Origin of the sequence: Nonomuraea terrae, from assembly GCF_004348995.1 — a bacterium.
Taxonomy (GTDB): Bacteria; Actinomycetota; Actinomycetes; order Streptosporangiales; family Streptosporangiaceae; genus Nonomuraea; species Nonomuraea terrae.
Genome location: NZ_SMKQ01000133.1, coordinates 1 through 25,297 on the forward strand (window position 1 = coordinate 1; position 25,297 = coordinate 25,297).

Genomic DNA, 25,297 nt, shown 5'->3' on the forward strand with positions numbered 1-25,297 from the left:
CCCTGGCCCCGCGCCCGGCCCTGGCCCCGCGCCTGACACCGGGATCGCGCCCGGCCTCGGCAACGGCGTGCTCGGCACCGTCGGGCTCTTCGCGCAGCTCAAGCTGCGGCTGCTGGGCGGCAACCTGCGCGGCGACGCGCAGCGCAAGATCGCTTTCGTCTTCACCCTGGTCGTGGCCCTCGTCCTGGGCGCCCTCGGCTTCTTCCTGATGAGCCTGCTGAGGCTGGCGCCCGACGACATCGCCCTCTCGGTCACGGTCGTGGCGTACGCGTCGCTGCTGGTCAGCTGGATGGTCATGCCGCTGCTGGCCTTCGGCCTGGACGACACACTCGACCCGGCGAAGCTGGCGCTGTTCCCGCTGCGTACGCGCGACCTCGCGCTCGGCCTGTTCACCGCGTCCGTGACCGGCGTCTGGCCGCTGGCCACGCTCGTCGTCACGTTCGGCGCGGTCACCGCGCTCGCCACCGGCCCCGGCGGCGTGCTCCTCGGGGTGCCGGCCGTGCTGCTGCAGTTCGCGCTCTGCGTGGTGGCGTCCCGGCTGGTCACCACGGTGCTCTCCGGGGCGCTGCGCAGCCGGCGTGGGCGCGACCTGCTGGCCGTCTCCATGATCCTGGTCCTGCTGCTCGCGCAGGTGCCCAACCTGATGATGAACCGCGGCCTCGCCGACCCCACGACGATGCTGCACCAGATGGCCGCCGTGCTGCGCTGGACCCCGCCCGGCATGGCCGCGCACGCGATCGCCGACGGCGGGCTCGCCGGGCTGGCCGAGATCGCGGTCCTGGCCGTGCTCGTGGTGCTGTGCGGCTGGTTGTGGATCAAGGCGCTCAGCCGCGCCCTCGTCACGCCGGAGGCCGCCGGGAAGTCGGCCTCCGTACGCAGGGAGCGGGGCCTCGTCGACCGGTTGCTGCCCGACGGCCCGCTGGCGGCGGTGGTGACCAAGGAGCTGAAGTACATCCGGCGCGACCCGCGCTTCCGGGTGAACTGGGGCAGCGCCCTGTTCCTCACGGTGGTGCTCGGTTTCTCGATGGGCGGCGACCAGCCGTCCGACGGGCAGGCCGTCTTCCTGGCCATGCTGGGCGCGCTGATGATCGCCCTGATGGCGGGCAACGTGTTCGGCATCGACGGCCGCTCGTTGTGGATGAACGCCGTCGTCTTCGGCACCGAGCGCGACCTGCGCACCGACCTTGCCGGCCGGCACCTGGCCAACGCGATGATCGCGGTGCCGGTGCTGACCGTGATCGCCGTCGGCAGCGGCCTGTACGCCGGCCAGTCCGCGAGGATCCTGCCCGCCCTGCTGGCCTCGTGGGGCGTCCTCGGCGTCGGCCTCGGCGTCGGCTCGGTCACCAGCGTGCTGCTGCCGTACACCGTGCCCGACCGGATGAACGCCTTCACCGGCGCGGCCCCGGGCCAGGGCGGGCAGGCGTTCGCCGGGGCGGTGGCGGCCGCGGTCGCGATGATCGCGCTGTCGGTGCCGTTCGTGCTGCCGATGATGCTGGGCATGCTCTGGGTGTCGCCGGCGGCGCCGTTCTACGGCCTGCTCATCGCCGCCCTCGGCCGCCGCCTGGCCGCCAGAGTCGCCCACCGCCGCATGCCCGAGCTGCTGGCCGCGGTCTCGAAACCCACCTGACCACCCCGCGACCAGCCGGCGCCGCACGCGGCTCCGATAGTGGTCTAGTCCAATGGGCGAGACCGGTCTACGGCGGCGGAAGGTGAGTCGATATCTTCGAATCATGATTGACCAGGGGCTCGAGCGACGCAGTGCGGCCGCGACCGAGATGCCGCAGGAGCTGCGCCACGACGTGCGCATGCTCGGCCGGCTGCTCGGCCAGGTGCTGGCGGAGCAGGGCGGCGAAGACCTGCTGGCCGACGTCGAACGGTTGCGCAAGGCGGTCATCGCCGCGCGCAGAGGAGAGGTCTCGGCCGACGAGATCACCGAAATGGTGGAGGGGTGGGAGATCGAGCGCGGGGTGCAGGTCGCCCGCGCGTTCACCTGCTACTTCCATCTGGCCAACCTGGCCGAGGAGCACTACCGGATCCGCACGCTGCGCGAGCGTGACGCCGAGGGCCGCGTGCAGCGCGAGTCGCTGGCGCAGGCCGTTCATGAGCTCGGCCACGAGCGCGTCACCGAGCTGGTGGAGGACCTGGAGCTGCATCCCGTGCTCACCGCGCACCCCACCGAAGCGCGCCGGCGCGCCGTCGTCACCGCGATCCAGCGCATCAGCGGTCAGCTCACCGAGTACAACACCCCCGGCCGCGGCGCCTCCGAGCGCGCCGAGAGCGAGCGCCGCATGCTGGAGGAGATCGACCTGCTGTGGCGTACGGCCCAGCTGCGCTCCACCAAGCTCGACCCGCTCGACGAGGTGCGCACCGCCATGGCCGCCTTCGACGAGACCCTGTTCCGCATGGTGCCGCAGGTCTACCGTTCGCTGGACGCGGCGCTCGACGAGCGCACCGGCACCCGGCCGCCGCGGGCCAGGCCGTTCATCCGTTACGGCAGCTGGATCGGCGGCGACCGCGACGGCAACCCCAACGTCACCGCCCGCGTCACCCGCGAGACCATGCAGATCCAGTCGGAGCACGTGCTGTCGGCCCTGGAGACCGCCTGCTCGCGCATCGGCCGCACGCTCACCGCGTCGGCCCCGCTGGCGCCCTGCTCGTCCGGGCTGCGCTCCGCGCTGGCCACGGCCGTCGACGCCTACCCCGACGTGGTCTCCGAGCTGGCCACCCGCTCGCCGCGCGAGCCCCACAGGCAGTGGCTGCTGTTCGTGGCGACACGCATCGCCGCCACCCGCCGCCGCGACCTCGACCTCGCCTACCGCTCGCCGGCCGAGCTGCTGGCCGACCTGCGGCTGGCCCAGGAGTCCCTGGCCGCCTCGGCGCCGCGGCAGGCGTACGGCGAGCTGCAGCACCTCATCTGGCAGGTCGAGACGTTCGGCTTCCACCTGGCCGAGCTGGAGGTGCGCCAGCACTCCCAGGTGCACGCCGCGGCCCTGGAGGAGCTGCGGGCCGGCGGCGAGCTGTCCGAGCGCACCGAGGAGGTCCTCGCCACGATCCGGGTGATCGGCTGGATCCAGGAGCGCTACGGCGTGAGGGCCTGCTCCCGCTACGTCGTCTCCTTCACCCGCTCCGCCGACGACATCGCGGCGGTTCACGAGCTGGCCAGGCGCGCCCTCGGCGACCGCGCGCCGGTGCTCGACGTGGTGCCGCTGTTCGAGTCGGGCGAGGACCTCGCCAACTCGCCGCGCGTGCTGACCGGCATGCTCGACATCCCGGAGGTCCAGCGGCGGCTGGACGACACCGGCCGGCGCATGGAGATCATGCTCGGCTACTCCGACTCGGCCAAGGAGCTCGGCCCGGCGGCGGCCACACTGCGGCTGTACGAAGCGCAGGAGGCGCTCACCGCCTGGGCCGCCGAGCACGACGTGCAGCTGCGCATGTTCCACGGCCGGGGCGGCGCACTCGGCCGCGGCGGCGGCCCGGCCAACAGGGCGGTGCTGGCGCAGGCCCCCGGCTCGGTCGCGGGCCGCTTCAAGGTCACCGAGCAGGGCGAGGTCATCTTCGCCCGCTACGGCCACATCGCCATCGCCCGCCGTCACCTGGAGCAGGTGGCCAACGCCGTGCTGATGGCGTCCTCGCCCACGGTGGGGGAGCGCACGGCGGCCGCCGCCGAGCGCTTCCGCGGCCTGGCCGAGCAGGTGGCCACGGCCTCAGAAGGCGCCTACCGCGCGCTGACCGAGGCGCCGGGCTTCCCCGAATGGTTCGGCCTGGTCAGCCCGCTGGAAGAGATCGGCACGCTGCGCCTGGGCTCGCGCCCGGCCCGCCGCGGTCTGGGCGCGCCGCGCTCGCTCGACGACCTGCGCGCCATCCCGTGGGTGTTCGCCTGGGCGCAGACCCGGGTCAACCTCCCCGGCTGGTACGGCCTCGGCACCGGCCTGGCCGCCGTCGGCTCCCTGGAGGAGCTGCGGGCGGCGTACGCGGAGTGGCCGCTGTTCAACGCGCTGCTCGACAACGCCGAGATGTCGCTGGCCAAGACCGACCGCTCGATCGCCGAGCGTTACCTCGCGCTGGGCGGCAGGGAAGACTTCACCCGCCGGGTGCTGGAGGAGTACGACCGCACCCGCGACCTGGTGCTGCGCGTCACCGGCCACACGCGGCTGCTGGAGAACCGCAAGGTCCTCTCGCGGGCCGTCCAGCTGCGCGACCCGTACGTCGACGCCCTGTCACACCTGCAGCTGCGGGCGCTGCGCGCGTTGCGCACCGGCGCCCCGTCGGAGCGGGAGCGCGAACGCCTGTCCACCCTCCTGCTCCTGTCGGTCAACGGCGTGGCGGCCGGCCTGCAGAACACCGGCTGACCCTCACTCGGCTGGGTCTCACGCGGCCACCCGCTCGGCGCCCGCGTAGACGTTGCAGCGTTCGCCGCGCAAAAAGCCCACCAGCGTCATGCCGAACTCCCTGGCGAGGTCGACCGCCAGGGAGGACGGCGCCGACACCGCGCACACCGCCGGAATGCCCGCCGACAGGGCCTTCTGCATGATCTCGTAGCTGGTCCGGCCGCTCACCATGAGCACGTGGTCGCTCAGCGGCAGCCGGTCGCTCATCGCCGCCCAGCCGACCAGCTTGTCGACGGCGTTGTGCCGGCCGACGTCCTCGCGCGCCGCCACGAGCGTCCCCGAGGCCGAGAACAGCCCGGCGGCGTGCAGCCCGCCCGTCTTGCCGAACACGCCCTGGGCGTCACGCAGCGCGCCGGGCAGCCCGTACAGCAGCTCGGCGGTGAGCTCCAGCTCCCCCCGAGGGAGGGGGCGGCAGCGGTCGTGCAGCGACTCCAGGCTCGCCGAGCCGCAGACGCCGCACGCGCTGGAGGTGAGGAAGTGGCGGTCGAGCGCGGGCAGGTCGGGGATGGGCCCCTTCAAGTGGACGGTCACCGTGTTGTAGCGGGCCTCGGGCGGGATGTCGTCGTCGGTGCAGTACGCGATCGCGGCGATGTCCCCCGGCCCCGCCAGGCCCTCCCCGCTCAGGAAGCCGGCGGCCAGCTCGAAGTCGTGCCCCGGCGTGCGCATGGTGATGGCCGCCGTGCGCCGCGAGCCGTCGGGGGCGGACATGCGGATCTCCAGCGGCTCTTCCGTGGCCAGGTCGTCGCGGCGGTCCCTGGCGGTGGAGCCGGAGAACTCCCTGATCCGGATGCGGGTCGTCGGACCCGGGCGCACCTTCACAGCGCCCCCACCGTGACAGGCGCGCCGGGTTCGCGGCGGCCGTCCTCCAGCGGCTCGTCACCCTCCGGCCAGGGGGTCTCCCGGCCCGCAGGGTGCAGAAATGTGCTCATACTCCATCATCACTCCTGGTCAGGAATGCCGGAGACCCGGGGCCCCGAGGCCTCGGCACCCACCGCCGTCGGGGAAGATGGGGAGATGCCCGAGTCCCGCTACTCCGACCTCGACCGCCCGCCCCTGTCGGAGGCGGCGCTCAACCGCGCCCTCGTGCGGCCCGGCTCGCTGTGGACCGGCGTCACGGTCGTCGACAGCACCGGCTCCACCAACGCCGACCTCGCCGACGCCGCCCGCGGCGGCGCTCCCGAGGGCACGGTGCTGGTGGCGGAGGAGCAGCGGGCGGGCCGCGGCCGGCTGGGCCGCCCCTGGTCGGCGCCGCCCCGCTCCGGGCTGACGTTCTCGATCCTGCTGCGGCCCGGCGTGCCGGTCGCCGCCCACGGCTGGCTCACCCTCATGTACGGCGTCGCCGCCGCCTCGGCCGTACGCCGCCTGGCCGAGGTCGACGTACGCCTCAAGTGGCCCAACGACCTGCTGATCGGCGAGCGCAAGCTGGCCGGGGTGCTGGCCGAGCGGGTGGACGACGCCGTCGTCATCGGCATGGGCTTGAACGTCACGCTCAGGCCCGACGAGCTGCCGGTCCAGACGGCCACGTCGCTCGGCATCGAGGAGGCGGCCTGCATCGACCGCGACCCGCTCATCAGGGCGGTGCTGCGCGAGGTCGAGGGCCACTACCACGACTGGACCGAGGCGAAGGGCGACGCGGAGGCGTCCGGGCTGCGCTCGGCCTACCTCGCGTCGAGCGCCACGGTCGGGCAGCGGGTCAGGGTGCAGCTGCCGGGGGAGGCGACGCTGACCGGGCAGGCCACCGGCATCGACCACTTCGGCCACCTGCTGGTCGACGCGGCGGGCGAGCAGCACACGCTCAGCGCGGGCGACGTCGTCCACGTCCGCCCGGCCGGCTGACCGGGCTCTGCCGGTTGCCCCGGCGTCGTAGCCGTGGCGTGAGCGATGGTGGCAGCATGTGCCCATGGCCCTTCCCGACCATCATCTGACGCAGGGAGAGCGGCGCGTACGATCCTTCCACCCACACTGGAAGCGGCTCGTCGGCCCGTTCCTCGCGCTGGTCCTCATCGCCCTGGCCTCGGCCGCGGCGCTCTATTTCATCCCGGCCGACTTCGCCTACGCGACCTACGCCAGGATCGCGGTCGTCGTCATCGCGCTCATCCTGCTGACGATCTGGTCGTTCGTGCCCTACCTGCAGTGGAAGAATACGGCGTACGTGCTCACCACCCACCGCTTCACGATCAGCACCGGCGTGCTCAACAAGTCGACCGACGAGATCCCGATCACCAAGGTCAACACCGTCAGCTCCGATCAGTCGTTCCCCGAGCGGTTGCTCGGCTGCGGCACCCTGACGGTCGAGTCGGCCGGCGACCGGGGCGAGATCGTGCTGCGCGACATCCCGAAGATCCAGGACGTCCGCACCGACCTGTTCCGGCTGGTGGAGGACGCCACCGACGGTGAGCTCGACGGCCGCTGACATACCCTCCTACGGGTGAGCGAACAGCGTCGGCCGACGGCTGAGGACATCGAGCGGCTGCTGGTCGGCCTTCCGCCCCGCCACACGCGGGCCGAGGTCGCGACCGAGGCCGGCGTGTCGCAGGAGCTGGCGGCCCGCATCTGGCGTGCTCTGGGGTTCGCGCAGCGGGCCGACGACGCCGTGGCGTTCACCGACGCCGACGTCGCCGCGCTGCGCCGGGTGCGCCGCATGCTCGACGGCGGCCTCGACGAGCAGACCGTGATCCGCATGGCCCGCGCGCTCGGCCAGACCACCGCGCGGCTCGCCCAGTGGCAGGCGGAGATCTTCGTCGGCGCGACCCTGCCGGAGGAGCGCGCGGAGGGCGACCTGGCCGCGCTGCTCGGCACGGCGCAGGAGCTGCTGCCCGACTTCCAGCACGTTCTCGTGCACGTCTGGCGGGCCCAGCTCGCCGCGGCCGGCACCCGGCTGCTGGCCATGGCCGACGTGCACGACGAGCTGGCGCCGACCCGCGTGCCGCTGGCCGTGGGGTTCGCCGACCTGGTGTCGTTCACCCGGCGGGCCCGCGAGCTCGACGAGAAGGAGCTGGCCGGTCTGGTGGAGGGGTTCGAGGCGCGGGCCTCCGACGTCGTCGCCTGCCACGGCGCCCGGCTGGTCAAGACGCTGGGCGACGAGGTGCTGTTCACCGCCCGGACGGCGGAGCAGGCCGGGGCGATCGCGCTCGATCTGGCCGAGACCTGCGAGCTGCGCATCGGCATGGCGTACGGGCCCGTGGTCCCCATGATGGGCGACGTCTTCGGCACGACGGTCAATCTCGCCGCCCGTCTGACCGCCATCGCCCGGCCGGGCACGATCCTGGTCGACGCCGAGTTGGCCGGCGGTCTCGACGGGCGCGAGGGCTACGCGTTGCACAAGATCCGGCGCCGTCCCGCCAGAGGGCTCGGCGTGGTGCAGCCCTATGTCTTGCGGAGATCATCCTCCTGACACAAGATGGCTGGCATGCCGTACGAAGTGCAGGGCGTCATCGCCCGAGGCAAGGGTCAGGAAGTTTCGCTCGAGACGGTAGTCGTCCCGGATCCGGGTCCGGGCGAGGCGGTGGTGAACGTTCAGGCCTGCGGGGTCTGCCACACCGACCTGCACTACCGCGAGGGCGGCATCAGCGACGACTACCCCTTCCTGCTGGGGCATGAGGCGGCGGGCGTGGTGGAGGCGGTCGGTCCCGGTGTCACGGAGGTGTCCCCGGGCGACTTCGTGATCCTCAACTGGCGCGCGATCTGCGGCCAGTGCCGGGCCTGCCTGCGCGGCCGCCCGTGGTACTGCTTCAACACCCACAACGCCAAGCAGAAGATGACCCTCAAGGACGGCACCGAGCTGTCGCCCGCGCTCGGCATCGGCGCGTTCCTGGAGAAGACGCTGGTGGCGGCGGGTCAGTGCACGAAGGTCTCGGCCGAGGCTCCGGCGCAGGTCGCCGGCCTGCTGGGGTGCGGCGTCATGGCCGGCATCGGCGCGGCCATCAACACCGGCGGCGTGACGCGCGGCGACAGCGTGGCGGTCATCGGCTGCGGTGGCGTCGGCGACGCGGCGATCCTGGGCGCCTCGCTGGCCGGCGCGGCGAAGATCATCGCGGTCGACGTGGACGACCGCAAGCTGGAGTGGGCCCGCGGCTTCGGCGCCACCCACACGGTCAACTCGCGCGAGAGCGACCCGGTCGAGGCGGTCAAGGAGCTGACCGGCGGGTTCGGCGCCGACGTGGTCGTGGAGGCGGTGGGCCGGCCCGAGACGTACACGCAGGCGTTCTACGCCCGCGACCTGGCCGGCACGGTCGTCCTGGTCGGCGTGCCGACGCCGGAGATGAACATCGAGTTGCCCCTGCTGGAGGTGTTCGGCCGCGGCGGCTCCCTGAAGTCCTCCTGGTACGGCGACTGCCTGCCCTCGCGCGACTTCCCGATGCTCATCGACCTGTTCCTGCAGAATCGCCTGCCGCTCGACAAGTTCGTCAGCGAGACGATCGCCCTCGACCAGGTCGAGGAGGCGTTCGCGAAGATGCACCGCGGCGAGGTGCTGCGCTCGGTGGTGGTGCTGTAATGGATCCGCAGCGTAGCGAGGACATCCGTTACAGCCTTCGGAGCGCAGCTCGGCAGGAGGCACTGTGATCGACCGCGTCATCACCTCGGGCACGTTCTCTCTCGACGGCGGCACATGGGACGTCGACAACAACGTGTGGCTGGTCGGCGACGCCCGAGAGGTCGTGATCGTCGACGCCGCCCACACCGCCGGGCCGATCGCCGCGCGGGTCGGCGGGCGCACGGTGAAGGCCATCGTCTGCACCCACGCGCACAACGACCACATCAACGCCGCCCGCGAGCTGGCCGAGCTGACCGGGGCGCCGATCCGGCTGCACCCGGCCGACCAGGTGCTGTGGGAGCAGGTCTACGGGGCTGAGGTGGCCTACGAGCCGCTGGCCGACGGCGAGAAGCTGACGGTCGGCGGGATCACGCTGCAGGTCCTGCACACCCCCGGCCACGCGCCGGGCGCGGTCTGCGTCCACGCTCCCGACCTCGGTGCGCTGTTCAGCGGCGACACCCTGTTCAAGGGCGGTCCTGGGGCCACCGGCCGGTCCTACAGCTCGTTCGACACGATCATCGAGTCGATCAGGGAACGGCTGCTGACGCTGCCGCCCGAGACGGTGGTGCACACCGGCCACGGCGAGTCGACCTCGATCGGCGCGGAGGCGCCCCACCTGGAGGAATGGATCACCCGGGGGCACTGACACCGGGGGACACGGGACTGTGACCGAGCCAACATAGGCAAGCCTAACCAACATGAGCTAGCTTAGGTGTGCCTAACCTAAAGGCGTCCCCTGTCCCCCTGCGTGAGAGGCATGTCCCCGGATGTACGTATGCGTTTGTCGTGCTGTGACCGAGAACGAAGTGCACGACTGCATCGCCGCCGGGGCCACCAGCGCCAAGCAGATTCGCGACACCACAGGTGCCGGTGGGGACTGTGCCCGATGTGTACGGAAGATCTGTGCAATCCTGAAAAGGTCTGAAGAACTCACGACGGCATAGCCGGGATAGCAGCGAGGGGCCCGTTCATGCAGGGCGACAAGCAGATCATCGAGTTGCTCAACGAACAGCTGACCGCGGAGCTGACCGCGATCAACCAGTACTTCTTGCACGCCAAGATGCAGGAGAACTGGGGGTACACCAAGCTCGCCGAGCACACGCGCGACGAGTCGATCGAGGAGATGCGCCACGCCGAATGGCTGACCGAGCGCATCCTGTTCCTCGAGGGACTGCCCAACTACCAGCGCCTCGGCACCCTGCACATCGGCCAGACCGTGCCGGAGCAGCTCCAGGCGGACCTGGACGTCGAGTCGGCGGTGGTGCAGCGGTTGCGGCCGGCGATCCAGCTCATGCGTGAGAAGGGCGACATCACCTCGGCGCGCATCTTCGAGCAGATCCTCGAGGACGAGGAGAAGCACATCGACTACCTGGAGACCGAGCTCGGCCTGATCCGCAGCCTCGGTGAACAGCTCTACCTTGCCCGCTACGCCGAGCCGCCCTCGTCCGACGACGACTGACCGCGTCCGGCCGCCCGCAAGGCCCCCGCACGCACGAGCGTGGCGGGGGCCGTCGCTTGTCCGGCCCCGGAGGCGCAGGGCCGTCGCTTGTCGGGCCCCCGCCCGCGCGGAGGCCCGCGTCAGGAGAAGGCCAGCTCCTGCCAGGAGCGCAGGTCCGACTCCGGCAGGGCGCGCGGCCAGATGGCCATGCGGTCCACGGCGCCCGTCAGGCGCTGCCCGCCGCCCTGGTCGGCGGCGAACCGGAGCGGCCGGGTGGCGCAGCCGACGATCCCGTCGGACGAGACCGTGCCGCCGCCCGCGCGCACCCCGTCCACGTAGACGGTGACCGCGCCCGTGCGGGACAGCGTGACGACGAGGCTGAGGTAGCGACCGGTCGGCAGCGTGGCGTCGGTCGTGACGTTCTGCCCCGCGCCGATGAACCGCAGCCGGTTGTCGGGCGTGACGTCCATCAGCACGCCGTCCGTGCCCGGGTCGCCGGAGGGCTGGAAGTCGAACAGCCGCCGATACCCGCTGCCCGCGATCTTCACCTCGGCGGCGAACGTGGCCTCCGGCAGGTAGCCGAGCGTCGTGGCCGCCGTCGACAGGTACGCGGACCCGTCCAGCACCAGCCCGCTGCCCGTCGGTGCCCCGTCGTCGTACGCCGCGGCGCCCACGACGGAGGCCGGGCGCCCGTTGCCGGAGAAGTCGGCGACCGTCGAGCCGGCCGTCGGGTCCCAGGCGACCAGGACCTCGTCGGCGGGCGGCGTCGCGCAGGGCGACAGGCCCACCGTGGCGGATCCGGACGAACGCCACGAATCAGCCGTGAGCACCGCCGTCAGCCGCGCACTGCGACTCCCGTCGGCGGGTCCGGCCGTGACCGTGAACGTCGCCGAGCGCGTCTCCCCGCGGGGCACGGCGGGCACCCGTACGGAGGCAGGCTCGCCGGTCCAGCCCTCGGGCAGCTCCAGCGCCAGCGTCCCGGCCGGCACCGCGCGCCGGCCCGGGGCGGTGACCGTCGCCTCGACCTCGAACGACTCACCGGCGCCCACCGAGGCCGGCGCCTTCACGGAGACCGCGACCTCGTTGACGATCGTGTACGACTTCCCGGCCCGCGCGTTCCAGCTCAGCGTGTCGCCGGAGCGGTGCGGGCCCACCTCGTGGCCCTGCTCGTCGTACACCCGGTAACGTCCGGCGACGGCGGCGGCCCGTACCTTGATCTGGCCGGTGCGGCCGGGGTGCACGGTGATCTTCTCGGCGGCGCCGTCGTGCCAGGAGACATCCACCGTGACGTCGCCGCGGGCACGCAGCCCGCTCACCGAGCCGGTAGGCCAGGCGGAGGGCAGGGCGGGCAGCACGTGGATCTCGTGGTGCTGGCTCTGCACCAGCATTTCCGAAATACCAGCAGAAGCTCCGAAATTTCCGTCGATCTGGAACGGCGGGTGCGTGTCCCACAGGTTCTCCAGCGTGGAGAACTTCAGCTGCTCGCTCAGCATCTTGTGCGCGTGGTCACCGTCGAGCAGCCGCGCCCAGAAGTTGATCTTCCATGCCTTGCTCCAGCCGGTGCCCCCGTCGCCGCGCGCGGTCAGCGACACCTCGGCCGCCCGGCCCTCCGGGCTGTCCGCGGTGATCTGCCGCCCCGGGTGCAGCGCGAACAGGTGCGACACGTGCCGGTGTGTGTTGTTCGGGTCGTCCCAGTCCTCCTTCCACTCCTGGAGCTGCCCCCACGACCCGATCCGCAGGCCCGGGTCGAGCTTCTTCAGGGCCTCGCGCACCCGCGTACGGAACTCGGCGTCCACCCCGAGCGTCTCGGAGGCCTCGGCCACGTTCGTGAACAGGTCCCAGACGATCTGCTGCGACATCGACGCCCCGGCGGAGAAGTCGCCCTGCTCGGGGGAGTAGCTCGGCGAGACGACGAGCTTCCCGTCACGCGGGTCGGTGTGCAGCGTGTCCAGCCAGAACTCCGCCGCCCCCTTCATCACCGGGTACGCGGTCTCGCGCAGGTACTTCTCGTCGCCGCCGAAGCGGTAGTGGTCGTACATCTGCTGGGTCAGCCACGCCGCCGCCTCCGGGAACCAGAACGAGGTGGCCCAGTCGTGCACGCCGGTGAACCCGAACGGGTTCGTCTCGTTGTGCACCAGCCAGCCGTCGGCCCCGAACATCTCCCGCGCCGTCCGCTCACCCGCCGGCACCATCGACCGCACGTAGTCGTCGTACGGCTTCGTGGTCTCGGCCAGGTTCGTCTGGTCGGCCAGCCAGTAGTTCATCTGCAGGTTGATGTTGACGTGGTAGTCCGCCGACCACGGCGGGCTGGTGGAGTTGTTCCACACGCCCTGCAGGTTGGCGGGCAACGACCTGTCCCGCGAGGAGGCGATCAGCAGGTAACGCCCGTACGCGAAGAACATCGCCTCCAGCGCCCGGTCGTCGGCCGACGCGCCGCCGGTGTAGCTCGCCCGCAGCCGGTCCGTCGGGATGGCGGGCGCCTTCTGCCCGATGTCCAGCTTCACCCGGTCGAACAGCGTGCGGTAGTCGTCCTGGTGTGCCTGTTTCAGGGCGTCGTAGCCCTGTCCGGCCGCCCGGTCCACGGCGGCCGTGACGGCGGCGTGCGGGTCCTCGCCCCGGTAGGCCGGGTACTCGGCGGCGTAGTCCGTCCCGGCCGACAGGACGAACATCGCGCTGTCGGCCCCGGTGACCGTGACCCGGTCGCCCCCGTCCGTACGCGTGCCGCCCTCCGTGACGACCTGCACCTGGGCCTCGAACCGCATCCCGTTGTCCTGCAGCGTCCCGCGGATCGTCAGCCGGCCGTCCTCGACGCTGACCTGCTTGTCGTCGCGCGGCGAGGACGTGCGCAGGGTGAAGGAGACCTTGCCCGGCTTGTCAGCCGAGATCCGGCCGACGATCGCGCCGGCCGGGTAACTGGCGAAGTACTCGCGGGAGTACCGCACGCCGTCCGCCGTGTAGCCGACCCTCGCCACGGCCTCCCGCAGGCTCAGCTCCCGCCGGTAACCGGTGGGCGTGCCCTCCTGCGCCATGTCCAGCCACAGGTCGCCGAACGTCTGGTACGCCCCGAAGCCGCGCTTCGGCTGCCCGAGCTTGGCGGCGACCGCCTCCGGCGACATCTTCCCGTCGCGGTCGAGTTGCTCCTGAACCTCCGCGATGGCGTTCGGCCGGGGCGTGGTCCAGTTGCCGAAGTCGTAGCCCTGCCGCGAGCCGGGGCCGCCGGTCCACAGGGTCTTCTCGTTGAACTGGATCTGCTCGGTGGACGTGCCGCCGAACACCATGGCGCCGAGGGCGCCGTTCCCGATCGGCAGCGCCTGGGTCTCCCAGTCGGTGGCCGGTTTGTCGTACCAGAGGGTCAGGTCATCGGGTGTATCGAGGACCGCTTCGGCGGAGGCGGGGGTGGACGGCAGGGCAGCCGTGAGGGACGTGGCTAACAGGAGGGTGAGGATGGCGCGGATGGTGGGGGGTGCGTTCACGAGAGTGCTCCGATCACTACGGGCTCAGAACCATGAAATATCACCGAAATATCAGTGCAACAACCCTCAACATCCGACCTATCCGTACGAGAAGGGTCTGTCCGTCTCTGTCCTCCGGTCCGGCGACACGCCGACGCGTCAGGTCGTGCCCCGAGAGTGGCGTCGGCGTGTCGCGGGTACTTCGGGGAAGGTGCGGCACGCGTACGGGATTGTGGAGGCTCCGGATGGAGTGCGCGTGGTGCCGGAATTCCGCCGGAGGATTGAGGAATTGGCGCTTGGGCATGATCACCCGATGACTTTCGGGTGCGAAAGCGCGGTACTTTAATCACGACGAAGCGTCTTTTAGTCGTGTTTGCCCTGGTCAATGGATAGGTCAACGACAAGTCAAACCGCGCGCTGTGCCCGGGAAACGATCGCCTAAGGTCCTACGATCGGTTCATGACCTGCGTACTTCTCGCCGAGGATGACACCTCGATCTCCGAGCCACTCGCGCGTGCGCTGCGCCGTGAGGGCTATCAGGTTGAGGTGAGCCCGGACGGCCCGCAGGCCCTGGAGAGGGCACTGTCGGGCGGAATAGACCTCATCGTTCTTGACCTAGGCCTACCAGAGATGGATGGGCTGGAGGTCGCTCGCCGGATCCGCGCCGAAGGGCACGGAACTCCGGTCCTGATTCTCACGGCGCGCGTCGACGAGGTGGACACCGTCGTCGGCCTCGATGCCGGAGCCGATGACTACGTGACGAAGCCGTTCAGGCTGGCCGAGCTACTCGCGAGGGTCCGTGCGCTGCTGCGCCGCGGCACCTCCGAGACGCCGGTCGTCCAGGGAGTGCGGATCGACGCCGACTCCCGGCGTGCCTGGATGGGCGACAAGGAGCTGCACTTGACCACGAAGGAGTTCGACCTGTTGAGGGTCCTGGTCCGCGACGCCGGCAAGGTCGTCACCCGCGAGCAGATCATGCGCGAGGTGTGGGACACGAACTGGTGGGGCTCGACCAAGACGCTCGACATGCACATCTCCTGGCTGCGCCGCAAGCTGGGCGACGACGCCGCGAAACCGCGATACATCACCACCGTCAGGGGAGTCGGCTTCCGGTTCGAGCGCGAGTAGGAGATGCGCCGCCGACTGCTCTCCTCCACCCTGGTCGTCGCGGTAATCGCGGTCCTGCTGCTGGGGGTCCCCCTGGGCGTCGTCGTCAGTCGTCTGATCGTCGACGAGGCGGCTCAAGAGCTCGGGGCGGAGGCCAAGCGTCTCGTGGGAGAGGTGGAATATGCCCGCATCCAGGAGACGCCGCTAGACCCCCAGCAACTGGAGCAGAAATATCCGAAACGGTTCATACAGATCTGGGAACGCGGAGCTCCCCCCAGGTTGACCGTCGTCGGCGCCCCCCCGCCGTCCGGTCACCTGATGACGGAGGACGCCCAGACCAACACGGGCGTCTATGTTCGGATAAGTCGCGACCGTGACCAGGTTGAGCAGGATGTACGCGCTCGCCTGCTTCTCATCGTCGCCCTGGCCGTGGCGGCCATGGCGGTGGCGGTGAGCCTCGCCGTCGTTCAGTCACGCCGGTTGACCCTGCCCTTGCAGGACTTGGCGAAAATCGCCGACCGGCTGGGCTCCGGCGACGCGCGGCCCAGTAAACACCGCTACGGCATCCCCGAGCTCGACCGTGTGGCCCAGGTCCTCGACCGCAGCGCCACCCGTATTTCCGACCTGCTCACCCGCGAGCGCGAGTTCGCCACCGACGCCTCCCACCAGCTGCGCACTCCGCTGACCGGCCTCACCATGCGGCTGGAGGAGATCGTGGCCTCCGCCGACCAGCCGGACGTCGTGCGCGAGGAGGGCGAGGCGGCGATCGTCCAGGCCGAGCGGCTCACCGCCGTGATCGACGAGCTGCTGGCCGCCGCGCGCCGTCAGCGGCACGCCCAGGCCGAGCCGGTCGCGGTCGACGAGGTGCTGATCCAGCAGATCACCGAGTGGGAGCCGGTCTTCCGCGAGGCCGATCGCACGCTGCAACTCGACGGCGCCCGCGGGCTGAAGGCGATGGCCACCACCGGGGGTTTCGGCCAGGTGATCGCCTCTCTGCTGGAGAACTCCCTGCGTCACGGCGGCGGGGCCGTCACCGTGACCACCAGCTGCGGCGACAACTACGTGGTCGTCGAGGTCTCCGACGAGGGCCCGGGCATCGCCGACGAGATCGCCCCCAAGATCTTCGAGCGGAACGTCAGTGGAGCCGGGGGCACGGGTCTCGGCCTGACGCTCGCCCGCGCGCTGGCCGCCGCCGACGGGGGCCGGCTGGAGCTCGTCCGCCGCCGCCCGGCGACGTTCGCCGTCTTCCTGCGCCCGGCGGAGGACGACGGCCGCAACCGTGTCGTCAGCGGTCCTGCCTGATGCCGGCCTCGGGCAGCTCCATCGGGATCGGCTCGGTGGCCTCCAGGAACACCCACTTCCGGTACGACCAGTAGCGGAAGAGGGTGCCGAGGCCGACGCCGATGATGTTGGCGATGTTGACGCTGAGCGGGTCGTGCAGGCCGAGCGTGTAGGTGGTGAAGCCGATCGTCAGCATGCCGAACAGCAGCGCGATGCCGTTCAGCAAGAAGAACAGGAAGTATTCGCGCCCGAGGCCGCTCTGCTCGCGGTGGCGGAACGTCCAGAAGCGGTTGCCGAAGTAGGCGAAGGTCGTGGAGACGGACGTGGCCGCGACCTTGGAGGTCAGCGGGCCCTGGTCGAGCACGACGTTGCAGAGGTTGAGCAGCCCCAGATCGATCAGGAACGCGATGGCCCCGATGCTGCCGAACTTGGCCAACTCGTGCACGAGGGACGAGAACCGCTGGTAGAGGCGTCTGACGAATTTCACGTCTCTGCTCGGTCCCTTCCATCGTCGAGCCGGACCACCTCAGCGTACCGGGCACGGCACGGACGAGGTGTCAGACGGGTGGACATAGCCCGCAAAGAACGTCTGTAGAAATATCGTCCTATGCCCGACATCCGCCTTAGACGGGCATTACGCTGCGGGACGCTGGACGGCCGTGCCTTGACACAGGGCGACCCGGAACGGCCGTCCAGCCCAGCCGCACGAGCAGCGGAGGTGCGGCGGAGCGACCCGCCGCCGCCGGGTAAGCTCACCTGGCGTGAGTGCATACAGCCCGATCGGACCGGTCGTCGGCATCGTCGGCGCGGGCCAGCTGGCCCGGATGTCACAGCCCCCCGCCATCGCGCTCGGCGTCGAGCTGCGGGTGCTGGCCGGCAACCGTGACGAGAGCGCCGCGCGGGTGATCGTCGACACGCGCGTCGGAGACTACCGCGACCTCGACGACCTCCGTGATTTCGCCAAGGGATGCGACGTGGTCACGTTCGACCACGAGCACGTGCCGACCGAGCACATCAGGGCGCTCGCGGCGAGCGGCCACATCGTGCGCCCGGGCGCCGACGCGCTCGTACACGCCCAGGACAAGGCGGTCATGCGCGAGCGGCTGTCCGCGATCGACGTGCCCTGCCCGGCCTGGGCGCGGGTGTCGTCGGCCGACGACGTCGCCCGGTTCGCCGGCGAGCACGGCTGGCCGGTGGTGCTCAAGGCGGTGCGCGGCGGTTACGACGGGCGCGGTGTGTGGGTGTGCCGCACGCCGGAGGAGGTCGCGGAGGCGTTCGCGTCCGGGGCCGAGCTCATGGCGGAGGCGTTCGTGCCGTTCGAGCGGGAGCTCGCGGTGCTGGTGGCCCGCTCGCCGCACGGCCAGGGCGTGAGCTACCCGGTCGTCGAGACCGTGCAGGAGAACGGCATCTGCGTCGAGGTGCTCGCGCCCGCGCCCGACCTCGACCCCGAGGAGGCCGCCCAGGCCCAGCGCATCGGCCTGAGGATCGCCGAGGAGCTCGGGGTGACCGGGCTGCTCGCCGTCGAGATGTTCAAGACGGCCCGCGGGCTGGTGGTCAACGAGCTGGCCATGCGTCCCCACAACAGCGGCCACTGGACGATCGAGGGCGCCACGACCTCGCAGTTCGAGCAGCACCTTCGGGCCGTGCTCGACCTGCCGCTCGGCTCACCCAAGATGACGGCCCAGGTCGTCGTCATGGCCAACCTGCTCGGCGGCGACGAGCCCGACCTGTTCAAGCGCTACGAACACGTGCTCGCCCATGACCCCGGCATCAAGCTGCACTTCTACGGCAAGCAGGTGCGTCCCGGCCGCAAGATCGGCCACGTGACGGCGCTCGGCTCCAACCTCGACGAGGTGCGCGCCCGCGCCCGCCACGCCGTCGTCTACCTCACCACCGGGGAGTACACGTGAGCATCGGCATCGTCATGGGCAGCGACTCCGACTGGCCGGTGATGAAGCAGGCCGCCGAGGCGGTCGCCGAGTTCGGCGTGCCGTTCGAGGCCGACGTGATGTCGGCGCACCGCATGCCCGTCGAGATGATCGACTACGGGCGGCAGGCGGCCTCCCGCGGCATCCAGGTGATCATCGCGGGCGCCGGCGGGGCCGCCCACCTGCCCGGCATGCTGGCCTCGGTCACGCCGCTGCCGGTGATCGGGGTGCCGGTGCCGCTGAAATACCTCGACGGAATGGACTCCCTGCTGTCGATCGTCCAGATGCCGGCCGGGGTGCCGGTCGCCACGGTCGCGGTGGGCGGCGCCCGCAACGCGGGGCTGCTGGCCGTACGCATCCTGGCGGCCTCCGACGCCGGCCTGCGGGCGCGCATGGAGGAGTTCCAGGAGCGGCTGAAGGAGCAGGCGCACGCCAAGGGCGAACGCCTGCGCGCCGAGGCCGCCGAGCTCTGACGCAGAGCGCGGGCCGCGGCGATACGCCCTCAGGCGGCGGACGAAGCCCTGCCTGGTGAATGCCACGTACTGCTTGATCGCCTCAGCAGCACGGCTCCTGCCAGCGTGAGCGTGATGGTCAGCAGCACGAGCGTGACGCCGAAGCGCACGTGCTGGAGAGGCAGCACGCGCATGCCCAGATGGAACCCCCAGTGCACGCCGACCGCCATCCAGAGCCCGCCGCCGCGTACCCGCGCCGCGGTGCACGCGAAGCCGAGCGCCACGGCCATGACCACGTAGAGCAGCCGTTCCACGAGGGTGGTCGCCTGGCTCTGGGAGACGATGTGCAGGGCGCCGAATCCCGCGGAGACGATGAGCACGACCGCTCGTGGCGGCAGCCGTACCGACAGGGTGTCGAAGAGGTGGCCGCGCCAGAGCAGCTCCTCCGGGAAGGCCTGATTGAGCAGGACGGTGACGGCCACCAGCGGCAGCCAGGCATAGACGGAGAGATCGATCGGCGCCCAGACGGACGCTCCGACGGCGAGGGAAATCCCGTGCGCGGCGAGCACGGGCACGACGCCCGCGATCACGCCGAGCACGACGTGTGAGGGGTTGCGCCAGCCCAGTGCCGGCCACGGCCGCCGGTCGAGGAAGCGGCGAACGAGGTGGACGAGCAGGAGCGCGGTGAGCGTGACACCGAGCGCGCCGAGAGGTCCCTGTAGCGGGTTCGTCTGGTCGAGGAGCAAATACGCGGGGGCCGCGCCGATGAAGATCTGGGCGAACATGACGGCGACGGTCAGGACGACGGACCAGAGAGTTCTCACGCCAGGAACGCTATGAACGCGCGGGTGTCGCGCGCATCGAGCCGGAGATAGAGACGGCCATGACGAAAGTCATGGTGACCTGCGGTCAGGGGCGGCCGAGGGCGCGGTAGTGCCAGCCGGCCGAGCGCCAGGTCTCGGCGTCGAGGGCGTTGCGGCCGTCGACGATGCGCCGGGCGGCGACCACCCCGCCGAGCTGCTCCGGATCGAGCTCCACGAACTCCTGCCACTCCGTCAGCAGCAGGACCACGTGGGCCCCGCGGACCGCCTCGACGGCCGACTCGCCGTAGTTGAGCTCCGGGTGGGCCTTGCGGGCGTTGTCGAGCGCGATGGGGTCGTAGATGGTGACCTTGCCGCCCTGGTGGCCGATGGCGACGGCGACGGCGAGAGCGGGGGAGTCGCGGATGTCGTCGGAGTTGGGCTTGAACGCCGCCCCCAGCACGCCCAGCGTGCACCCGTGGAACGAGCCGCCGGCCAGCTCCCTGGCCAGGTCGACCATGCGGGCCCGGCGGCGCATGTTGATGGCGTCCACCTCGCGCAGGAACGTCAGCGCCTGGTCGGCCCCCAGCTCACCGGCCCGCGCCATGAACGCCCGGATGTCCTTCGGCAGGCAGCCGCCGCCGAACCCCAGCCCGGCGCTCAGGTAGCGCCCGCCGATGCGGTCGTCGTACGACAGGGCCTTGGACAGCAGCTCGACGTCGGCGTGCGCGGCCTCGCAGACCTCGGCCATCGCGTTGATGAACGAGATCTTCGTGGCCAGGAACGCGTTCGCGGCCGTCTTGACCAGCTCGGCCGTCGCATAGTCGCTCACCACGATCGGCACGTCGCCGAGCGGCTCGTACACCTCGCGCAGCACCTTCTCGGCCCGCTCGGTGCGGACGCCGAGCACGATGCGGTCGGGGTTGAGCGTGTCGTGGACGGCGAAGCCCTCGCGCAGAAACTCGGGATTCCAGGCCAGCTCGGCCTCCGCGCCGGCCGGTGAGAGCCGGGCCAGCTTGTCGGCCAGCCGCTCGGCGGTGCCGACGGGCACGGTCGACTTGCCCACCACCAGGCACTCGCGGTCGAGGAGCGGGGCGAGGCTTTCGATGGCGTTGTCCATGTACGTCACGTCGGCGGCGTACTCGCCGCGTTTCTGCGGGGTGCCCACGCAGACGAAGTGCACGTCGCCGAAGGCGGCGACCTCCTCGTAGGAGGTGGTGAAGCGCAGGCGGCCGGACGCGAGGCCGCGCTGGAGCACCGGCTCGAGGCCGGGCTCGTGGATGGGAAGCTCACCGGCGTTGAGGCGGGCGATCTTGTCAGGGTCCACGTCGAGGCCCAGGACTTCGAACCCCAGGTCAGCCATGCACGCCGCATGAGTGATGCCCAGATATCCGGTCCCGATCACCGTGAGGCGATATGGCACGTGTGAGCTCCTTTCGATCGCGGAGGCATGTTACCGGGCCTCCGCTACCTGCTACGTGCCACGTGCAATTCTTCGCAAACCGTACCCGCTGGTAACAAGATGCTCGGACGTCCTAGTATTTGACGCATGAGCTTCCCTCTGTACGCGCCCGCCGAAGAGCACGACATGCTCAGGGAGACCGTTCGCGCCCTGGCTGACGAGAAGATCGCACCGCACGCCGCCGAGATCGACGAGACCGAGGAGTTCTCGTGGGACGTCTACAAGGCCCTCGTTGCGGCCGACCTGCACGCCGTTCACGTCCCTGAGCAGTACGGCGGCGCCGGGGCCGACGCGCTGGCGACCGTGATCGTCATCGAGGAGGTGGCCCGCGCCTGCGCGTCCTCCTCCCTGATCCCCGCCGTCAACAAGCTCGGCACGGTGCCGCTGCTTCTGTCGGCCTCGGAGGAGCTCAAGTTCCGCTACCTGAAGCCGGTCGCGAGGGGCGAGGCGATGTTCTCGTACGCGCTCTCGGAGCCGGAGGCCGGCTCCGACGCGGCGGCCATGAAGACGCGAGCGGTGGCCGACGGCGACGCGTACGTGCTCAACGGCACCAAGATGTGGATCACCAACGCCGGGGTGTCGGAGTTCTACACGGTGATGGCCGTCACCGACCCGTCCGCCGGGGCGCGCGGCATCTCCGCCTTCGTGGTGGAGAAGTCGGACGAGGGGGTCTCGTTCGGGCCGAAGGAGAAGAAGCTCGGCATCAAGGGCTCGCCCACGCGGCAGGTCATCTTCGACAACGTCCGCATCCCGGCCTCGCGCATGATCGGCGCGCCCGGCACCGGCTTCAAGACCGCCCTGGCCACGCTCGACCACACCCGCATCACGATCGCCGCCCAGGCGCTCGGCATCGCGCAGGGGGCGCTTGACTACGCGATCGGCTACGTCAAGGAACGCAAGCAGTTCGGCCGGCCGGTGGCGGACTTCCAGGGCGTGCAGTTCATGATCGCCGACATGGCGATGAAACTGGAGGGGGCCCGGCAGCTCACGTACCACGCGGCGGCCAAGTCCGAACGCGCCATGAACGGCGAACGGCAGGCCGACCTGACGTACCTGTCGAGCGCCGCCAAGTGCGCCGCCTCGGACGCCGCCATGCAGATCACCACGGACGCGGTCCAGCTGCTCGGCGGCTACGGCTACACGAAGGACTTCCCGGTGGAACGCATGATGCGCGACGCCAAGATCACCCAGATCTACGAGGGCACCAACCAGATCCAGCGCATGGTCATCGCCCGCCAGCTGTTGAAGTAGGCGTTGACGTGCGGAAACCCGGCTCTCCTGGCATGGTAGGCCGGGTCCGCTGAAAGGCTGGCTGGCCCTCGGTGTCCGCCTGTTCCGTCCCTATTCCGTGATCTTGAACTTCTTCGTTCATCAGGACTACTGCACACTCTTGCTGACGCAGCGTTCTTGGAGGCCTCTGAGCAGCCTCCCCTGGTGTTCGTCCGTGCCGAGTCCAGCAGAGTTGGCCGACCTGGGTACGTGTGCGGTCAGGACCGAGCAGAGTGTCGGGCTCTGGGCTATTCGAACCACAGGACGGATCACCTACAACGCCAGAGGCCGAGGGATGTCGCATGCCGATCGACGGTCGGCTTCATGGTCAAGCGACCCGTACCGAGTGAGGTCCGACGCTGATCGTCACATCGACGTGGCCACCGAGAGCAACTGCGTAAGCGCGGATGGTCTCGAGTTCCATCGAGTCCAGATCACCGTTTTCGATCTGAGAGACGCGTGCTTGTGAGATCCCAAGCGCAGCCGCCACCTCGGATTGCGTCTTGCCGACAGACTTGCGCAGCTCCTTCAGGTGGTGGCCGGCGACGTAGGCATCCAGTTGCGCATCGGCGACAGCCTGCCGCTGCGGGTCGGCCAGTTCGGGGTACAACCGGTGCGCTTCCGCCTTGACCTCACGCCAGTTGCGTCCTGGGCTCATCGCTTGTCCTCCCTCTTCGTCTCAGCCGACTTCGCAGCGCGGTACTCGGCGTAGCGTGCTTTGGCCAATGGGATCGCCTCCTCGTACCAGCGCGACCATCTGCCGGCCTTGTCGCCGGCTACAAGGAAGATGGCTTCCCTGTCCGGATCGAAGACGAACACGATTCTAATCTCGGTTCGCTTCCGCGAGCCTGGGCGAAGCTCCTTGAGGTTGCTCATGTCGCCGTCTACGAGGGTGTCCACCAACGGACGTCCGAGAGCTGGGCCGATCTCCGCAAGCCGGTCGATGGCTCTCTCGATCAGAGTGGCGGATTCTGGGTCGCTCTCGCAGACTTGAGGAACCATGATTCGACAGGCTCCACCAGCACTATCTCCCACGCCATACAGGAATTATAACATCTGGCTTATGTCCAGGAGGGCAGGTGGCCCAACCTCCTGGATGCGAGCCTTGGAGGCGTAAGACTCGTGCGTGACGTGCTGGGCTCTCGGGAGGTCAGTCGGAGCGTACGTCACTCATCGTGAGCCAGGTTGTGTGCCGCAGTGAGGGGGCATGGTCCTGATCACACCAGCTACGGCCGGATGTCTACGGCCGGAGAGACGCACAGCTCAGAAGTCGCGCCACTCGTCGAACCAGTCGGCTGCCTCGGAATCCGTGACGCCGGCACGTTGCGCCAGATCGAAGAAGGCGTCCGCGGCCTCTTCCCTTCGGAGGGTGTCGATGATCTCGGAACGTTCTTCGATCGTGTTGAGCTGCTCGATCAGATGCCGCAGGATCGGCTGCGCCCTGGTGGCCGTGGCGGGGTCGCCGGCGGGCAGGTGGTCGATGGCGCGGAGGGCGGAGGCATAGGCCTCGCATGCTGCGGCGCCGGCTTGTTCGTCGTCATCGACCCAGTCGCGCAGCGGGTTGTCGATGTTGGACGCGAGCCAGGCGTCGGATTTGGCGCCCCACACGGTCACCCGCACAGGCGTGCCTCGGTGGCGCGCCATGAGGAGCTCGGACTGGCTGCGCCGGATGCCGTTGACGTCCAGACGGCGTACGGAGGTGGGCGGATGGGACAGAGACGACGCATCGACGCCGTAGGCGTCGGCGAGTCGTAAGGTATGCAGCCGGGAGAAGCCGCTCAGACGGGAGCCGTCGAGGAGACCGCCGTGCGGGTGGTTCCAGCGGATGTGCAGCCACTCCAGGTCCGTCAGGGCTGCGAGAGCGGTCAGGGACAGGTCACCGGATCCGCGGAGGTCGAGACGGCGGACTCCATGGAGACCGTTCGGGGCGACCCCGGGGAATGCGGCGATGCTCAGATGGATCCACCGCCCCTCCCCGGCCGCCTCGACTGCTGCGGGTGGTTCCCCCTCCACGTGGAGGTCGATGAGTTCGGGCGGCAGGCGCAACAGCCGTGGCCCGGTGCCTGAGATCGTCAATGTGGTCAGGTGTGTCGTGCTCAGATCGACCGTGTGCGGCGGATCGTCCCAGACAAGGCTTTGGATGATCGGGCGAGCGGTGAGAGCCTCGGCGAGGCCGCGATCCGGACCTGAGCATCTCACGGTGGTCAGCTGGGGCAGCGCGTCCAAGGCCGGCCAGCGGACGTCTGCGAGATGAGCCGGGAGGGTGAGCGACGACGCGGTGGCGTACATCGTCCGCGGCACGTCGCCGAGATCCACCATGACCGGGCCGTGGGTGGCGTCGCGGTAGGCCGCCTTGGCCGCGGCGGGCACATGGAGATCCCAGCGCCGCTGGAAGGCGACGCTTCGCGGGATGCTCTCCCAGGCGCCGAGGGTGTTCGTCTCGGGTGGCGTGTCAGGGTGGACCGGTTGTTGTCCGAGCCAGACGAAGTCGGGCGGCGGTGGATCGGAGCTGTCGACCATGAGGGCGTCCGGTCGTCCTGACCAGCCGTGATGGTCAAGGATCAACGGTGCGGCGGAGGCGAGGTCGTCGAGTGTGGGCAGCTCGTCGGAGTGCCAGTCGAGCGCGCATACCGTCGCACAATCTCCGCTGACCCCGCTCACCTGGCATGCGCCGTAGCCGCCCAGCGGAAGGGGCATGGCCGCTACATCTCCGACCCGCAACATGGGCGGGATGCTACCGATCGCCTACGACAAGATCCCTCGTCCGCCTCGATGGTCCGTGGTTCCGCGCGGCGTCAGGTGTCGTCGAAGCCGATGCCGTTCGGGTAGAACTCGGCGTGCTCCTCGCCTCCGAGGCTTTCGACGACGACGCCGAACAGGACTTCGTCGAACACGTGCCGGAAGGGACGCGACTCTGTTCCGCAGCGGTCGGGTCGCATGGTCGCGGGACCTCGAGGAGTTCTGGACCACGCGTGCTCGCCGAGAACCGGGGGCACCATCGACCTGTGTGTGAACTGCGCCGGGATTGATGGAGACTTCATCGGTTGGAAAGGATGGAGTCCATGTCAGGTCGATCCACTTCCCCGCACCCCGCCCAGCGTCGTTATCCACCGGAGCTGAAGGAACGGGCAGTGCGGATGGTGCAGGAAGCCGTCGAGCAGTCCGGGGAGTCGTTCGGCGTGA

General features: G+C 70.2%; 22 protein-coding genes. 14 read left to right on the plus strand and 8 right to left on the minus strand.

Features of this window, described 5'->3' with window-relative positions:
- Both E1286_RS31515 and E1286_RS31520 read left to right on the plus strand, forming a co-directional pair.
- Nucleotides 1-1,627 (plus strand): hypothetical protein (locus E1286_RS31515; RefSeq protein WP_342776279.1); only part of this gene is annotated, 1,627 nt, incomplete at its 5' end.
- Between the two features lie 103 nt (nt 1,628-1,730).
- The gene (locus E1286_RS31520; protein WP_132618212.1) at nt 1,731-4,352 is read left to right on the plus strand and encodes a phosphoenolpyruvate carboxylase; all 2,622 of its coding nucleotides are present in this window, start codon (nt 1,731-1,733) and stop codon (nt 4,350-4,352) included.
- 18 nt (nt 4,353-4,370) lie between these two features.
- On the opposite strand, the gene fdhD is transcribed toward E1286_RS31520, so the two are convergent.
- Nucleotides 4,371-5,210 carry a formate dehydrogenase accessory sulfurtransferase FdhD gene (gene fdhD / locus E1286_RS31525; RefSeq protein ID WP_132618214.1) on the minus strand — a complete coding sequence of 280 codons (840 nt, stop codon included), beginning with the start codon at nt 5,208-5,210 and terminating at the stop codon, nt 4,371-4,373.
- Nucleotides 5,211-5,405: 195 nt separating this feature from the next.
- On the opposite strand from fdhD, the gene E1286_RS31530 reads away from it, so the two are divergent.
- The 7 genes from E1286_RS31530 (at nt 5,406) to bfr (ending at nt 10,384) form a co-directional block, all read left to right on the plus strand.
- Nucleotides 5,406-6,227: a biotin--[acetyl-CoA-carboxylase] ligase gene (locus tag E1286_RS31530; RefSeq protein WP_132618216.1), complete on the plus strand. Its 822-nt coding sequence runs from the start codon at nt 5,406-5,408 to the stop codon at nt 6,225-6,227.
- A gap of 64 nt (nt 6,228-6,291) precedes the next feature.
- Nucleotides 6,292-6,804: a PH domain-containing protein gene (locus tag E1286_RS31535; RefSeq protein WP_132618218.1), complete on the plus strand. Its 513-nt coding sequence runs from the start codon at nt 6,292-6,294 to the stop codon at nt 6,802-6,804.
- Nucleotides 6,805-6,819: 15 nt separating this feature from the next.
- Complete coding sequence (locus E1286_RS31540) at nt 6,820-7,785, plus strand: adenylate/guanylate cyclase domain-containing protein (protein ID WP_132618220.1); 966 nt, start codon at nt 6,820-6,822, stop codon at nt 7,783-7,785.
- Between the two features lie 15 nt (nt 7,786-7,800).
- A complete protein-coding gene (locus E1286_RS31545) occupies nt 7,801-8,886 on the plus strand; it encodes an S-(hydroxymethyl)mycothiol dehydrogenase (RefSeq protein ID WP_132618222.1) in 1,086 nt (361 codons plus the stop codon).
- Nucleotides 8,887-8,950: 64 nt separating this feature from the next.
- Complete coding sequence (locus E1286_RS31550) at nt 8,951-9,571, plus strand: MBL fold metallo-hydrolase (protein WP_132618224.1); 621 nt, start codon at nt 8,951-8,953, stop codon at nt 9,569-9,571.
- Nucleotides 9,572-9,692: 121 nt separating this feature from the next.
- On the plus strand, nt 9,693-9,869 hold the full coding sequence (locus E1286_RS31555) for a (2Fe-2S)-binding protein (protein ID WP_132618226.1): 177 nt from the start codon (nt 9,693-9,695) through the stop codon (nt 9,867-9,869).
- A gap of 26 nt (nt 9,870-9,895) precedes the next feature.
- Nucleotides 9,896-10,384, plus strand: a complete 489-nt coding sequence (gene bfr, locus E1286_RS31560; RefSeq protein ID WP_132618228.1) for a bacterioferritin — start codon at nt 9,896-9,898, stop codon at nt 10,382-10,384.
- A 119-nt stretch (nt 10,385-10,503) separates the two neighbouring features.
- On the opposite strand, the gene E1286_RS31565 is transcribed toward bfr, so the two are convergent.
- Nucleotides 10,504-13,836: a glycosyl hydrolase family 95 catalytic domain-containing protein gene (locus E1286_RS31565; protein WP_132618230.1), complete on the minus strand. Its 3,333-nt coding sequence runs from the start codon at nt 13,834-13,836 to the stop codon at nt 10,504-10,506.
- Between the two features lie 438 nt (nt 13,837-14,274).
- Here E1286_RS31565 and E1286_RS31570 point away from each other — a divergent pair, with 438 nt between their 5' ends.
- Together E1286_RS31570 and E1286_RS31575 are read left to right on the plus strand one after the other, a co-directional pair.
- Nucleotides 14,275-14,943 (plus strand): response regulator transcription factor, encoded by a 669-nt coding sequence (locus E1286_RS31570; protein WP_012888073.1) that lies wholly within the window; start codon nt 14,275-14,277, stop codon nt 14,941-14,943.
- Nucleotides 14,944-14,946: 3 nt separating this feature from the next.
- The gene (locus E1286_RS31575; RefSeq protein WP_132618232.1) at nt 14,947-16,224 is read left to right on the plus strand and encodes an ATP-binding protein; all 1,278 of its coding nucleotides are present in this window, start codon (nt 14,947-14,949) and stop codon (nt 16,222-16,224) included.
- On the opposite strand, the gene E1286_RS31580 is transcribed toward E1286_RS31575, so the two are convergent.
- Nucleotides 16,208-16,690, minus strand: coding sequence for a GtrA family protein (locus E1286_RS31580; RefSeq protein WP_132618234.1), 483 nt, complete (start codon nt 16,688-16,690; stop codon nt 16,208-16,210). The genes E1286_RS31575 and E1286_RS31580 overlap by 17 nt on opposite strands.
- A 274-nt stretch (nt 16,691-16,964) precedes the next feature.
- Between E1286_RS31580 and E1286_RS31585 the strand changes: the two genes are divergently transcribed.
- Nucleotides 16,965-18,113 (plus strand): 5-(carboxyamino)imidazole ribonucleotide synthase, encoded by a 1,149-nt coding sequence (locus tag E1286_RS31585; RefSeq protein WP_132618236.1) that lies wholly within the window; start codon nt 16,965-16,967, stop codon nt 18,111-18,113.
- Between the two features lie 14 nt (nt 18,114-18,127).
- Nucleotides 18,128-18,604, plus strand: a complete 477-nt coding sequence (gene purE, locus E1286_RS31590) for a 5-(carboxyamino)imidazole ribonucleotide mutase (protein ID WP_132618250.1) — start codon at nt 18,128-18,130, stop codon at nt 18,602-18,604.
- Between the two features lie 29 nt (nt 18,605-18,633).
- On the opposite strand, the gene E1286_RS31595 is transcribed toward purE, so the two are convergent.
- Nucleotides 18,634-19,407 carry a CPBP family intramembrane glutamic endopeptidase gene (locus E1286_RS31595; RefSeq protein ID WP_132618238.1) on the minus strand — a complete coding sequence of 258 codons (774 nt, stop codon included), beginning with the start codon at nt 19,405-19,407 and terminating at the stop codon, nt 18,634-18,636.
- 85 nt (nt 19,408-19,492) lie between these two features.
- Nucleotides 19,493-20,806: a UDP-glucose dehydrogenase family protein gene (locus tag E1286_RS31600; protein WP_132618240.1), complete on the minus strand. Its 1,314-nt coding sequence runs from the start codon at nt 20,804-20,806 to the stop codon at nt 19,493-19,495.
- A gap of 126 nt (nt 20,807-20,932) precedes the next feature.
- Here E1286_RS31600 and E1286_RS31605 point away from each other — a divergent pair, with 126 nt between their 5' ends.
- The gene (locus E1286_RS31605; protein ID WP_132618242.1) at nt 20,933-22,096 is read left to right on the plus strand and encodes an acyl-CoA dehydrogenase family protein; all 1,164 of its coding nucleotides are present in this window, start codon (nt 20,933-20,935) and stop codon (nt 22,094-22,096) included.
- 346 nt (nt 22,097-22,442) lie between these two features.
- Here E1286_RS31605 and E1286_RS31610 read toward each other — a convergent pair whose 3' ends face one another.
- From E1286_RS31610 to E1286_RS31620, 3 genes are all read right to left on the minus strand, one after another.
- Nucleotides 22,443-22,772, minus strand: coding sequence for a helix-turn-helix domain-containing protein (locus E1286_RS31610; RefSeq protein WP_132618244.1), 330 nt, complete (start codon nt 22,770-22,772; stop codon nt 22,443-22,445).
- Nucleotides 22,769-23,116 carry a type II toxin-antitoxin system RelE/ParE family toxin gene (locus E1286_RS31615; protein WP_342776282.1) on the minus strand — a complete coding sequence of 116 codons (348 nt, stop codon included), beginning with the start codon at nt 23,114-23,116 and terminating at the stop codon, nt 22,769-22,771. The genes E1286_RS31610 and E1286_RS31615 overlap by 4 nt, the downstream gene beginning before the upstream one ends.
- 261 nt (nt 23,117-23,377) lie before the next feature.
- A complete protein-coding gene (locus tag E1286_RS31620) occupies nt 23,378-24,838 on the minus strand; it encodes a hypothetical protein (RefSeq protein WP_132618246.1) in 1,461 nt (486 codons plus the stop codon).
- Between the last annotated feature and the right edge of the window lie 459 nt (nt 24,839-25,297).